Genomic DNA, 13,196 nt, shown 5'->3' on the forward strand with positions numbered 1-13,196 from the left:
GAGACCTGACATTTTGAGGTTGTTTTGACAGATATCCACGATATTGAATCGTCCGCGCCTGCCGTGCAGGCAGCGCGTGCCGACGATGCACCGGAGCAGGATGCTTCGGCCGAGGGTGGCGACGAGCGTCCCCGCCGCGGTCTGCGGCGAGGCCCGCGCAGCCTGATCGCGCGGCGTCGCGCGGCGGCCAAGTCGAAGGGCGCCGAAGGCGAGTCGCAGGGCGGTGAGGGCGCGGACGCGCAGCCGGCCGAGGCCGCCGAAGCGCAGCCCGCGCGCGCGCCGCGCAAGGAAGGTGCGGCCAAGGGCGGCCGCAAGCCGGCCGGCAAGCGCGAAGGCGCGGCCAAGGGCGCCGCCCAGGGTGCGCAGGGCGGCCAAGGCCGCCGTGGCGGCGCGCCGAAGGCTGAAGGCGGTCCGGCGAAGGCGGAAGGCGATGCGTCCCAGGACGAACTGTTCGCATACGTGACGTCGCCCGCATTCGACGCGGACAACTCCGCGGGGGGCAGCGGCGTGCGTGCGCCGATGCTGCGTCGCGGCCGCAGCCAGCCGGCGAGCAAGCGCGTGCTGTCGCCGGACGACGACGCACCGAAGCTGCACAAGGTGCTGGCGGAAGCGGGCATGGGCTCGCGCCGCGAAATGGAAGAGCTGATCGTCGCCGGCCGCGTGTCGGTGAACGGCGAGCCCGCGCACATCGGCCAGCGCATCATGCCGACCGACCAGGTGCGGATCAATGGCAAGCCGGTCAAGCGCAAGCTGCCGAACAAGCCGCCGCGCGTGCTGCTGTACCACAAGCCGACGGGTGAAATCGTCAGTCACGCGGATCCGGAAGGACGTCCGTCGGTGTTCGATCGCCTGCCGCCGATGAAGACGGCGAAATGGCTTGCGGTGGGTCGCCTTGACTTCAATACCGAAGGCCTGCTGATGCTGACGACTTCGGGTGACCTCGCGAACCGCTTCATGCATCCGCGCTACAGCGTGGAGCGCGAGTACGCGGTGCGGGTGGTCGGCGAGCTCACTGAAGGCAACCGGCAAAAGCTGCTGCACGGCGTCGAGCTGGATGACGGTCCGGCTAACTTCCTGCGTATCCGCGACGGCGGTGGCGAAGGCACGAATCACTGGTATCACGTCGCGCTGGCCGAAGGCCGCAACCGCGAAGTGCGCCGGATGTTCGAGGCGGCCGGCCTGATGGTGAGCCGGCTGATCCGTACGCGTCACGGCCCGATCCCGCTGCCTCGCGGCCTGAAGCGCGGCCGCTGGGAGGAGCTCGACGATGCGCAGGTGCGCAAGCTGATGGCGACGGTCGGCCTGAAGGCGCCGTCCGAGGAGAAGGGCAAGCGCGGCGGTGCCGACCAGGCCGAGCGTCGCCAGCCCGATCCGATGCAGACGTCGATGGGCTTCATCAGTCGCGAGCCGGTGCTGACGACGCACGGGCAGCTCGACCAGCCGCGTCGCGGCGGTGGCCGTCGCGGCGGGCCGGGCCTGCCGGGCCTGAGCGGCTACGGTAGCCTGCCGGTCGCGCCGTCGGGCTATGGCAACCGTGCTGGCGGCGCCCGCGATGGCAACCGCTCGGGCGGCGGCGGCCGAGATGGGAACCGCGCTGGCGGCGGCCGTGATGTCGATGGCAACCGCGCGTCATACGGCGCAGGCCCCAAGCGCGAGAGCGCGGGCGCCAAGCGCGGTGGTGCCAAGGGCGGCAATCGTAATCCGAACGGCAATCGTCCCGAAGGCGGCGGCAACAGCGGCGGCCCGCGTGGCGGCCAGCGTCCGCAACGCAGTCGCACGCGCAGCCGCTGAGCGTGCGGGCACGCGGCGGCGCAAGGCCGCCGGCGTGCCGGCAGAATCGGCATCCGTCCGCTTTTTGTCGGCACGACGCATTGCGTTGATTGCTTTCGACTGTATATATATGCCGCGTGCCGCTGGATGGCCGCCGGCATGGCCGATTTCCGGCGCGGCAGGATTGCGCCGGTTGATCCGGCAGCCCGATTTCGCATTTTCGGTCCGTAAAAGCAGTCGATACGCTGCTTTTACCGGCTGGCTTGGCGTTTGCGCCAAAAATCGCTATAATCGCGGAGTCGCTGGGCGTACGGATTCAATGTGCGGCTCAGGTGCGACCACCAGTAAGAAGATGGGCGTTCCGCCCATTTTTTTTTGCTGAAACGGTTAGGCATCTCGGGTAGCGCTTCCTGCGCCGGCTAAGGCGCGCGCCCGCGGGTGTAATCGCGAGCGGCGGGCGCGAACACCTGAGAGGACACTGTGCAACTGACGGAACTGATAGAAACCACGGTCACCGGGCTCGGCTACGAGCTGGTGGATCTCGAGCGCACCGGGCGCGGCATGCTTTGCATCTATATCGATCAGCCTGCCGGCATCTCGCTCGAAGATTGCGAAAAGGTCACGCGTCAGCTCCAGCACGTCTTGACGGTCGAAAACATCGATTACGAACGGCTCGAAGTCTCGTCCCCGGGGCTCGACCGCCCGTTGAAGAAGCTGGCCGACTTCGAGCGCTTCGCCGGCAGCGAAGTTTCCGTGACCTTGAAAAAGCCGCTGGACGGGCGCAAGACGTACCGGGGCATTCTGCACGCGCCGAATGGCGAAACGATCGGTTTGGAATTTGAGGGGAAGAAGGGCGAGGCAGCCATGCTGGATTTCACGCTGGCCGATATCGATAAAGCCCGCCTGATTCCGCAAGTTGACTTTAGGAGCCGCAAATAATGAGTCGCGAAGTGTTGATGCTGGTGGATGCGCTGGCGCGCGAGAAAAACGTCGACAAGGATGTGGTGCTGGGCGCCCTCGAGGCTGCGCTCGCGTCCGCTTCCAAGAAGCTGTTCGACGAAGGCGCCGAAATCCGCGTCCATATCGATCGCGAAAGCGGCGAGCACGAAACCTTCCGTCGCTGGCTCGTCGTGCCCGATGAGGCTGGCTTGCAGGAGCCGGATCGCGAGATCCTGCTGTTTGAAGCACGTGAGCAGAAGCCCGACGTCGAAGTCGGCGAATATGTCGAGGAACCCGTTCCGTCGATCGAGTTCGGCCGCATCGGCGCGCAGGCCGCGAAGCAGGTGATCCTGCAGAAGGTGCGCGACGCGGAGCGCGAGCAGATCCTGAACGACTACCTCGAGCGCGGCGAAAAGATCATGACGGGTACGGTGAAGCGCCTCGACAAGGGCAACTTCATCGTCGAATCGGGGCGTGTCGAGGCGCTGCTGCGCCGCGACCAACTGATTCCGAAGGAAAACCTGCGCGTGGGCGACCGCGTGCGCGCGTACATCGCGAAGGTCGATCGCACCGCGCGCGGCCCGCAGATCGAGCTGTCGCGCACGGCGCCCGAGTTCCTGATGAAGTTGTTCGAGATGGAAGTGCCGGAAATCGAGCAGGGCCTGCTCGAGATCAAGGCGGCAGCCCGCGACCCGGGCGTGCGCGCGAAGATCGGCGTCATCGCGTACGACAAGCGGATCGATCCGATCGGCACCTGTGTCGGCATTCGCGGCTCGCGCGTGCAGGCCGTGCGCAACGAGCTCGGTGGCGAAAACATCGACATCGTGCTATGGTCGGAGGATCCCGCCCAGTTCGTGATCGGCGCGCTCGCGCCGGCCGCAGTCCAGTCGATCGTCGTCGATGAAGAAAAGCACTCGATGGACGTCGTCGTCGACGAGAACGAGCTGGCTGTCGCGATCGGCCGCAGCGGTCAGAACGTTCGCCTTGCCGGCGAACTGACCGGCTGGCAGATCAACATCATGACGCCGGACGAATCCGCCCTGAAGCAGGGTGAAGAGCGCGACCGGCTGCGTTCGCTGTTCATGGCGCGTCTCGACGTCGACGAAGAAGTTGCCGACATCCTGATCGACGAAGGCTTCACGAGCCTCGAAGAGATCGCTTACGTGCCGCTCAACGAAATGCTCGAAATCGAGGCGTTCGACGAGGACACCGTGCACGAGCTGCGCAACCGCGCACGCGATGCGCTGTTGACGATGGCCATCGCGAACGAAGAAAAGGTCGAGAACGCAGCGCTGGATCTGAAGAGCCTCGACGGCATCACGCCGGAGTTGCTCGCGAAGCTGGCCGAACACGGTGTGCAGACGCGAGACGATCTCGCCGAGCTTGCAGTGGATGAACTGGTCGACCTGACCGGGATGGAAGAGGATGCCGCTAAGGCGTTGATCATGAAAGCACGTGAACACTGGTTCCAGTGAGAAATGACCATGGCGCACTGATTTGATGGCGGCCGTATGGCCTGACCCGATGCTAACCGCAAGGAATCGGTCCTTGCACTAAGAGGAATGAATGGCGAGTAACAACGTAGCCCAATTTGCCGCGGAACTGAAAATGCCTGCTGGTGTGCTGCTCGAACAGCTGCAGGCAGCGGGCGTCCAGAAAGCGAGTGAAGACGATGCGCTGTCCGAAGCGGACAAGGCGCGTCTGCTCGATCATTTGCGCAAGTCGCACGGCGCAACCGACGGCGACAAGCGCAAGATCACGCTGACCCGCAAGCATACGTCGGAGATCAAGCAATCTGACGCGACGGGCAAGGCTCGCACCATTCAGGTCGAGGTCCGCAAGAAGCGCACGTTCGTCAAGCGCGACGACGTGAGCGATGGTGCGGAACAGGGTCAGGCGCAGGTCGCCGAAGCGGACGACGATGCAGAACTGAAGCGTCGCGAGGAAGAAGCGCGCCGCGAGGCCGAGCTGCTCGAGAAGCAGGCGCAGGAACTGCGCGAGCGCCAGGAGCGCCTCGAACGCGAGGAAGCCGAGCGCCGCGCCCGCGAGGAAGCGGCTGAAGCCGAGCGCCGTCGCGCCGAGGAAGAAGCTGCGGCGAAGCGTGCCGCGGCCGAAGCCGCTGCGGCGCAGCAGCAGGTGGCAGCGCAGCAGGCCGCCGCGGCCGAGCCGGAAGCGCCGAGCGCGCAGTCCGCGCAGGACGAAGCGCGAGCAGCCGCCGAAGCCCGCGCGGCTGCCGAACGTGCGGCGCAGCGCGAAGCGGCGAAGAAGGCCGAGGATGCTGCCCGCGAGGCGGCGGACAAGGCACGCGCCGAGCAGGAAGAGATCAGCAAGCGCCGTGCGGCCGCCGAGGCCGAAGCGCGCGCGATCCGCGAAATGATGAACACGCCGCGCAAGGCCGTGGTCAAGGCAGTCGAGCCGCCGAAGCCGGTCGAGCCGCCGAAGCCGGCTGAAGCGAAGGGCACGCTGCACAAGCCGGCGAAGCCGGAAGGCGCGCAGGCGCGTCCGGCGGTGAAGAAGCCGGCCGGCGCTGCCGCTCCGGCAACGACGCAGGCACCGGCAGGCGCGGGCGACCGCAACAAGAAGCCGGGCGCAGGCAAGGGCGGCTGGCAGGACGACGCGGCGAAGCGTCGCGGCATCAAGACGCGCGGCGATTCGAGCGGCGGCGTTGACCGCGGCTGGCGCGGCGGCCCGAAGGGTCGCGGCCGTCACCAGGACAGCGCATCGTCGTTCCAGGCACCGACCGAGCCGATCGTGCGTGAAGTGCACGTGCCGGAAACCGTGTCGGTTGCCGATCTCGCGCACAAGATGTCGATCAAGGCCTCCGAAGTCATCAAGGTGATGATGAAGATGGGCCAGATGGTCACGATCAACCAGGTGCTGGACCAGGAAACGGCGATGATCGTCGTCGAGGAACTGGGCCACCGCGCGGTTGCCGCGAAGCTGGACGATCCGGAAGCGCTGCTCGTCGAAGGCGAAACGACCACCGATGCGGAGCAGCTGCCGCGTCCGCCGGTCGTTACGGTGATGGGTCACGTCGACCACGGCAAGACCTCGCTGCTCGACCACATTCGCCGCGCGAAGGTTGCGGCGGGCGAAGCGGGCGGCATTACGCAGCACATCGGCGCTTATCACGTCGATACGCCGCGCGGCGTCATCACGTTCCTCGATACGCCGGGTCACGAGGCGTTCACGGCAATGCGTGCACGCGGCGCGAAGGCGACCGACATTGTGGTGCTGGTGGTGGCGGCCGACGACGGCGTGATGCCGCAGACGAAGGAAGCTATCGCCCACGCGAAGGCGGGTGGCGTGCCGATCGTCGTCGCGATCAACAAGATCGACAAGCCGGAAGCGAATCCCGATCGCGTGAAGCAGGAGCTGGTCACGGAAGGCGTCGTGCCGGAAGAATACGGTGGTGATTCGCCGTTCGTGCCGGTGTCGGCGAAGACGGGTGCGGGCATCGACGATCTGCTCGAGAACGTGCTGCTGCAGGCCGAAGTGCTGGAACTGAAGGCACCGGTCGAAGCACCGGCCAAGGGCATCGTGATCGAAGCGAAGCTCGACAAGGGCAAGGGCCCGGTCGCGACGATCCTCGTGCAGTCCGGTACGCTGAATCGTGGTGACATCGTGCTCGCGGGCTCGGCCTACGGCCGCGTGCGCGCGATGCTCGACGAGAACGGCAAGCCGACGAAGGAAGCCGGCCCGTCGATCCCGGTCGAAATCCAGGGTCTGTCGGAAGTGCCGGGCGCGGGCGAGGAAGTGATCGTGCTGCCGGACGAGCGCAAGGCACGTGAAATCGCGCTGTTCCGTCAGGGCAAGTTCCGTGACGTGAAGCTCGCGAAGCAGCAGGCCGCGAAGCTGGAAAGCATGCTCGAGCAGATGGGCGAAGGCGAAGTTCAGAACCTGCCGCTTATCGTCAAGGCCGACGTGCAGGGTTCGCAGGAAGCACTCGTGCAGTCGCTGCTCAAGCTGTCGACCGACGAAGTGCGCGTGCAGATCGTGCACGGCGCGGTGGGTGGCATCAGCGAAAACGACGTCAACCTTGCAACGGCATCGAAGGCAGTCATCATCGGCTTCAACACGCGTGCGGATGCGCAGGCGCGCAAGCTCGCGGAAGCCAATGGTGTCGATATCCGCTACTACAACATCATCTATGACGCAGTGGATGAGGTGAAGGCGGCGATGTCGGGCATGCTGGCGCCGGAGAAGCGCGAAGTCATTACCGGTACGGTCGAGGTGCGCCAGGTGTTCAAGGTGCCGAAGATCGGCGCGGTCGCAGGCTGTATGGTCACGGACGGTATCGTCAAGCGCTCGTCGTCGGTTCGCGTGCTGCGCAACAACGTCGTGATCTTCACGGGCGAGCTCGAATCGCTGAAGCGCTTCAAGGACGACGTGAAGGAAGTCAAGCAAGGCTTCGAGTGCGGCATGTCGGTGAAGAACTTCAACGACATCGTGGAAGGCGACCAGTTCGAAGTCTTCGAAGTGACCGAAGTCGCGCGTACGCTGTAATCGTCGCGTATCGGCTCATGGGCGGGGCAGGCTTGGGCTTGTCCCGCCCATTTTTCATGGCGGCCCGCCAAAAGGCGGCCGCATTATCCTGATAAACGAATCAGGGATCGATCATGTCCAGGAAACGTACTTCCCCCAATCGCAACGTTCAGATCGCCGACCAGATTCAGCGAGATCTGTCCGAACTCATCATGCGCGAGGTCAAAGACCCGCGCATCGGCATCGTGACCATCCAGAGCGTGGAGCTCACGCCGGACTACGCACACGCGAAGGTCTACTTCACGGCGCTCACCGGCGATCCGGAAAAGACGCAGGAGGCGCTGAACCATGCGTCGGGTCACCTGCACAACCTGCTGTTCAAGCGCCTGCACATTCATACGGTGCCGACGCTGCATTTCCACTACGACCAGACGATCGAGAAGGCCGTGGAAATGTCGCGCCTGATCAAGGAAGCGAACTCGACGCGTGCGAAGGACGACGACGAGGCCGACGCGCCCGCCAAGGACGACTGAGCTCGACCGGCCTATGACGAATGCAGCATCCCAACGTCCGCGCGTGCCCCGGCGCGCGCTGGATGGCGTCCTCCTGCTCGACAAGCCGGTCGGCCTGTCGAGCAACGACGCGCTGATTCGCGCGAAGCGGCTGCTTCTCGCGAAGAAAGCCGGTCACACCGGCACGCTCGATCCGCTGGCTTCGGGGCTGCTGCCGCTGTGTTTCGGCGAGGCGACGAAGTTTTCGCAGGATCTGCTCGAGGCCGACAAGACCTACGAAGCGACGATGCGTCTCGGCCTGCGCACGACCACCGGCGACGCGGAAGGCGAAGTGATCGACACGCGGCCGGTCGAATGCGACCGCGCAGCGGTGGAAGCCGCGCTCGTGCGCTTCACCGGCGAGATCGTGCAGGTCCCGCCGATGTATTCGGCGCTCAAGCGCGACGGCAAGCCGCTGTACGAATATGCGCGCGCGGGCCAGACCGTCGAGCGCGAAGGCCGCAACGTGACGATCCATGCGCTCGACGTGCTCGCCTGCGAACTGCCCGACGTGACGTTTCGCGTGACCTGCAGCAAGGGCACTTATGTGCGCACGCTGGCGGAGGATATCGGCGAGGCGCTCGGTTGCGGTGCGCATCTGACGATGCTGCGCCGCACGGGCGTCGGCGCGCTGACGCTCGAGCATGCGGTGACGCTCGATGCGCTGTCGGACGCAGACGAATCGGCGCGCGATGCGTGGCTTCAGCCGGTCGATGCATTGCTGTCGACGTTTCCGTCGGTTCGTCTTGACGACGCGAGCGCGAAGCGGTTCCTGCACGGCCAGCGCCTGCCGCTGTCGGAGCTCGGGCCGATCGATGCGACCGACGGCGAGCGCGTGCGCGTCTACGACGCGACGCGGCTGCTCGGCGTGGCGCGCAAGGCGAATGGTGTGCTTGCGCCGGAACGGCTCGTCGTGACGGCCGCCTGACGCAGCGGCGCGAGCGCGCCATCGGAGCAAGAAAAAGCCCGGTCGATTTCGACCGGGCTTTTCGTTTGGCGCGCGGTGGCGCGGTGTCGGGTGGCGTTCAGTGTGCCGCCGATGCCGCCGCACCGGCATCGCCGCCGCCCGCGCGTTCGGGCTTCGTGATCCAGATCAGCGCAATCAGCAGCACGAAGATCGCCGCCGAGATGTAGAACAGGTCGTTCACGCCGAGCTGCGCGGCCTGCTGCGTGGCCAGGTTGTTGATGAGGCCATGCGCCTGGTCCTGCGTCAGCCCGAGATTGCCCATCTGCGTGACGGCCTGGTTGAACGTCGGGTTGTACACGTTCGTCTGCTCGACCAGCTGCGCGTGGTGGAAGTTGTTGCGATGATCCCACGCAGTCTGGAAGATCGACGTGCCGATGCCGCCGCACATGATACGCACGAAGTTCGACAGACCGGACGCCGCCGGGATGCGGTGGCCGGGGAGGCCGGACAGTGTGATCGACACCAGCGGAATGAAGAAGCCGGCCATCGCGACGCCCTGCACGAGCGTCGGCAGCGTGAGCGACCACTCGTCGACGCCCGTCGTGTAGCCCGATCGCATCCAGAAGCACAGTGCGAATATGAGAAACGCGGCGGTCGCGATGTAGCGCGGGTCGGTGCGCGGCAGGAACTTGCCGGTCAGCGGCGACAGCAGGATCGCGAACAGCCCGACCGGCGCCATCACGAGGCCGGCGTCGGTTGCCGTGTAGCCGATCTGGGTCTGCAGCCACAGCGGCAGCAGCACGAGGTTGCCGAAGTAGAGCCCGTAACCGACCGCCAGCGCGATCGTGCCGCCCGTAAAGTTGCGCCGGCGGAACAGCGACAGGTCGACGACGGGGTGCTCGGCGGTCAGTTCCCAGATCACGAAGAACGCGAACGAGATGATCGCAATCAACGCGAGCGCGACGATCGTCGTCGACGCGAACCAGTCGAGATCCTTGCCCTTGTCGAGCATGATCTGCAGCGAGCCGACCCACAGCACGAGCAGCGCAAGGCCGACGCCGTCGATCGGCGCGCGGCGCACCGTCGATTCGCGCGTGCGATAGATCGACCACGTGGCGAGCGCGGCGGCGATGCCGACCGGGATGTTCACGTAGAAGATCCACGGCCACGAGTAGTTGTCCGAGATCCAGCCGCCGAGGATCGGGCCCGCGACCGGCGCGATCAGTGTCGTCATCGACCACAACGCGAGCGCCATCGGCGCCTTCGCGCGCGGATAGCTCGACAGCAGCAGCGATTGCGACAGCGGAATCATCGGCCCCGCGACCGCACCCTGGAGGACGCGCGACGCGAGCAGGAACGGCAGGCTCGGCGCGAGCCCGCACATCCACGACGAGATGACGAACAGGATGATCGACGCGAGGAACAGGCGGACCTGCCCGAAACGGTCGGTCAGCCAGCCCGTCAGCGGCACCGAGATCGCGTTCGCGACCGCGAACGACGTGATGACCCACGTGCCCTGGTCGGACGACACGCCGAGGTCGCCCGAGATGGTCGGGATCGCGACGTTCGCGATGGACGTGTCGAGCACGTTCATGAACACCGCGAGCGACACGGCGATCGTCCCGAGCACGAGTTTCCCGCCCTGCAAGGGCGGGTAGGAGACAGGAGCTTGAGCCATGTCGGTTGTTTTTCCGGAGTCGGAGCGGTTACATCATCTTCGCGGCGCTGCCTTGCTTCGCCGCGACCGGCGCCGACGCATTGCCGCCTGCGTTCTCGGTGATGATGCGCGCGATTTCGGCGTCGGCTTCGTCGCCGTACTTCGCGAACACGCTGGTCTCGTAGACGGTGTTCGGTGCGTTGACGAGCTGGTTGCCGCGTTCGTCCTTGATGTCCACGTCGACCTGCATCGACAGGCCGATGCGCAGCGGATGCTTGTCGAGATCCTTCGGATCGAGTTCGATACGCACCGGCAGGCGCTGCACGACCTTGATCCAGTTGCCGGTCGCGTTCTGCGCCGGCAGCAGCGAGAACGCCGAGCCCGTGCCGGCCGAGAAGCCGACGACCTTGCCGTGATACACGGCCGACGAGCCGTAGATGTCGGCCGTCAGTTCGACCGGCTGGCCGATGCGCATGTGCTTGAGCTGGACTTCCTTGAAGTTCGCGTCGACCCACACGGCATTCAGCGGCACCACCGACATCAGCGGCGTGCCCGGCGACACGCGCTGGCCGACCTGCACCGAGCGCTTCGCGACATAGCCGGTGACCGGCGCGGGCAGCACGTTACGCGCGTTCGCGAGGTAGGCGTCGCGAACCTTCGCCGCTGCGGCGAGCACGTTCGGGTGCGATGCGATCGTCGTGTTCGCGGTCAGCGCGCGGTTCGATGCGAGCTGCTGCTGCGCGCCATCGAGCGACGCTTGCGCGGCCTTCACGGCGTCACGTGCGTGCGAGATCTCTTCCTGCGACACGGCGCCCGTCTGCGCAACGGCCATGCGGCGGCGCAGGTCGTCGTCGGCCTTCGACAGGTCGGACTGGCGCAGCGCGACCTGCGCGCGGTACTGGTCGTCGTTGACGAACAGGCCGCGCACCTGGCGCACGGTCTGCGCGAGGTTGGCTTCCGCCTGCTGCAGCGCGACCTGCGAGTCGGCCGGGTCGAGCACGACCAGCGGGTCGCCGGCCTTGACCGTCTGCGTATCGTCGGCCTTCACGGCGATCACGGTGCCGGTGACCTGCGGCGTGATCTGCACGACGTTGCCGTTCACGTACGCATCGTCGGTCCCTTCATGGAAGCGGGCAACGAGGAAGTAGTACAGGCCGTACGCGATGGCCGCGATCACGATGACCGCGACGAGCAGCGTCATCATCCGTTTGCGCTTCCCGTTGTTCTGCGACTGTGCGCTGGCGGCGTTTTGTTGAGGGTCGCTCATGGCGATTTTCTCCGTCCGTTATTTCGAGTGTCTGCGTAGTGGTGGCGCCGGATCAGTTGGCGGCCTGTTTTGTCGGCTTGTCGGCGTCAGGCGCGGCGAGCGGCGTGCCGGTCGCGTCGAATCCGCCGCCCAGCGCCTTGATCAGCGCGAGCTGCATGTCGCGCCGGCGCATCTTCAGGTTGGTCACCGTCTGCTCCGAGGCGAGGCGGTTGCTGTCCGCGGTCAGCACCTGCAGTTGCGGCGACAGGCCGGCCTTGTAGCGGATCACGGCGAGATCGTAGGCGCGCGTCGACGCGTCGAGCGCGCGTTGCGCGTCGCCCATCTGGCGATCGACCGCGCGGATCGACGCGACCTGCGTCGCGACGTCGTTCAGCGCGCCGATCAGCGTCTGGTTGTAGTTCGCCACCGACAGGTCGAAGTCCGCATAGCGGCCCTTGAGCTGGGCGCGCAGCGCGCCGCCGTCGAAGATCGGCAGGTGGATAGCCGGGCCGAACTGCGCCTGGCGGCTCGCGAAGTTCAGGAATTTGCCCCAGCCGAACGCATCGAAGCCGAAGCCGGCCGCGAGGTTCACGTCGGGGTAGAACTCGGCCTTCGCTTCCTTCACGTCGTGCATCGCGGCCTCGACCTGCCAGCGCGCGGCGACGATGTCGGGGCGGCGCGAAACGAGGTCGGCCGGCAGGTTGCCGGGCAGTGCGACCTCGCCGCTCGGGTTCACCACGGGCGCTGCGATCTGCAGTCCGCGATCCGGGCCCTTGCCGAGCAGCGCGGCGAGCTGGTAGCGCACCGTCGTGATCTGGCCGTCGAGATCCGACAGCGAAGCCTGGGTCGTCGCGATATTGCCGCGGGCCGTCTGGCGTTCGACGTTGGTGTCGAGGCCGGCCGAGACGCGGCCGTCGGTGATCTTGCCGACCGTCTCGCGGTTGGAGATCTCGCGTTGCGCGATGTCGCGCAGCGCATAGAGCTGCGCGAGCGAGTTATAGGTACGCGCGACCGACGACGCGAGCGTGATGCGCGCCTGCTGCATGTCGGCTTCGGCGGCCTTTTCCTGCGACACGGCGGTGTGCAGGCGTTCGCGGTTCTTGCCCCACAGGTCGAGTTCCCACGATGCGCTCGCAAGCGCGTTGTTCTCGCTGTACCACTGGCCGCCGAACGGGGGCGGGAACAGCGCGTTCGACGAATACAGCTCGCGCGTCCACGAATAGCTGGCTTCGGCCTTCGGCAGCAGGTTCGAACGCGACGATTCGATGTACGACGATGCCTTCGCGATACGCGCCTGCGCCTGCGCGATCGACGGATTGCCCTGGAGAGCTTCGTCGATCAGCTTCGGCAATTGCGGATCGCCGAACTGGTTGGCCCAGTCGAGCGCCGGCCACTGGCCGCCCTGGGCCGGCAGGCTCTGCGCGGATTCGAATTGCGACGCGGGGGCGATCTGCTTGTCGCTCTTGATGCCGATGTAATTTGCGCAGCCCGCCAGCGCCAGTGCGGCGACCGCCGCGGCGACGGCGGCGCGGCACGACCCGGCGCGCACGGACAACGGGGAGGATTTCATCGCGCTGACCCCTGACTCGGAATGAATGATGGACACTGCAAGGATTTCCTTACATTAATCTGTCAAAAGTA

Annotated in this window: 9 protein-coding genes; 6 read left to right on the plus strand and 3 right to left on the minus strand. The window is 66.1% G+C overall.

Features of this window, described 5'->3' with window-relative positions:
- Positions 1 to 24 precede the first annotated feature (24 nt).
- The 6 genes from rluB to truB all read left to right on the plus strand — a co-directional run bounded on the left by rluB (position 25) and on the right by truB (position 8,673).
- Positions 25 to 1,791: a 23S rRNA pseudouridine(2605) synthase RluB gene (rluB, locus tag ABD05_RS13265; RefSeq protein ID WP_047900518.1), complete on the plus strand. Its 1,767-nt coding sequence runs from the start codon at positions 25 to 27 to the stop codon at positions 1,789 to 1,791.
- Positions 1,792 to 2,250: 459 nt separating this feature from the next.
- Positions 2,251 to 2,709, plus strand: coding sequence for a ribosome maturation factor RimP (rimP, locus tag ABD05_RS13270; protein ID WP_011351796.1), 459 nt, complete (start codon positions 2,251 to 2,253; stop codon positions 2,707 to 2,709).
- Positions 2,709 to 4,184, plus strand: coding sequence for a transcription termination factor NusA (gene nusA, locus ABD05_RS13275; protein WP_047900519.1), 1,476 nt, complete (start codon positions 2,709 to 2,711; stop codon positions 4,182 to 4,184). Before rimP ends, nusA begins: the two co-directional genes overlap by 1 nt.
- Before the next feature lie 91 nt (positions 4,185 to 4,275).
- A complete protein-coding gene (gene infB / locus ABD05_RS13280; RefSeq protein WP_047900520.1) occupies positions 4,276 to 7,215 on the plus strand; it encodes a translation initiation factor IF-2 in 2,940 nt (979 codons plus the stop codon).
- 113 nt (positions 7,216 to 7,328) lie between these two features.
- Positions 7,329 to 7,727, plus strand: a complete 399-nt coding sequence (gene rbfA / locus ABD05_RS13285) for a 30S ribosome-binding factor RbfA (RefSeq protein ID WP_034190142.1) — start codon at positions 7,329 to 7,331, stop codon at positions 7,725 to 7,727.
- Positions 7,728 to 7,740: 13 nt separating this feature from the next.
- Complete coding sequence (truB, locus tag ABD05_RS13290) at positions 7,741 to 8,673, plus strand: tRNA pseudouridine(55) synthase TruB (protein WP_047900521.1); 933 nt, start codon at positions 7,741 to 7,743, stop codon at positions 8,671 to 8,673.
- Positions 8,674 to 8,770: 97 nt separating this feature from the next.
- Here truB and ABD05_RS13295 read toward each other — a convergent pair whose 3' ends face one another.
- From ABD05_RS13295 to ABD05_RS13305, 3 genes are read right to left on the minus strand one after another with little or no spacing between them, the layout of a single operon-like run.
- A complete protein-coding gene (locus tag ABD05_RS13295) occupies positions 8,771 to 10,330 on the minus strand; it encodes a DHA2 family efflux MFS transporter permease subunit (RefSeq protein ID WP_047900522.1) in 1,560 nt (519 codons plus the stop codon).
- Positions 10,331 to 10,358: 28 nt separating this feature from the next.
- Positions 10,359 to 11,576, minus strand: a complete 1,218-nt coding sequence (locus ABD05_RS13300) for an HlyD/EmrA/EmrK family protein (RefSeq protein ID WP_047900523.1) — start codon at positions 11,574 to 11,576, stop codon at positions 10,359 to 10,361.
- A gap of 52 nt (positions 11,577 to 11,628) precedes the next feature.
- Complete coding sequence (locus ABD05_RS13305) at positions 11,629 to 13,125, minus strand: efflux transporter outer membrane subunit (RefSeq protein ID WP_047900524.1); 1,497 nt, start codon at positions 13,123 to 13,125, stop codon at positions 11,629 to 11,631.
- Positions 13,126 to 13,196 lie beyond the last annotated feature (71 nt).

The organism is Burkholderia pyrrocinia (genome assembly GCF_001028665.1).
Taxonomy (GTDB): domain Bacteria; phylum Pseudomonadota; class Gammaproteobacteria; order Burkholderiales; family Burkholderiaceae; genus Burkholderia; species Burkholderia pyrrocinia.

What these genes read in the sequence shown, in the direction of transcription:
- nusA (WP_047900519.1), top strand. Translation starts at nt 2,709, where the DNA reads ATGAGTCGCGAAGTGTTGATGCTGGTGGATGCGCTGGCGCGCGAGAAA.
- infB (WP_047900520.1), top strand. Translation starts at nt 4,276, where the DNA reads ATGGCGAGTAACAACGTAGCCCAATTTGCCGCGGAACTGAAAATGCCT.
- rbfA (WP_034190142.1), top strand. Translation starts at nt 7,329, where the DNA reads ATGTCCAGGAAACGTACTTCCCCCAATCGCAACGTTCAGATCGCCGAC.
- truB (WP_047900521.1), top strand. Translation starts at nt 7,741, where the DNA reads ATGACGAATGCAGCATCCCAACGTCCGCGCGTGCCCCGGCGCGCGCTG.
- ABD05_RS13295 (WP_047900522.1), bottom strand. Translation starts at nt 10,330, where the DNA reads ATGGCTCAAGCTCCTGTCTCCTACCCGCCCTTGCAGGGCGGGAAACTC.
- ABD05_RS13300 (WP_047900523.1), bottom strand. Translation starts at nt 11,576, where the DNA reads ATGAGCGACCCTCAACAAAACGCCGCCAGCGCACAGTCGCAGAACAAC.
- ABD05_RS13305 (WP_047900524.1), bottom strand. Translation starts at nt 13,125, where the DNA reads ATGAAATCCTCCCCGTTGTCCGTGCGCGCCGGGTCGTGCCGCGCCGCC.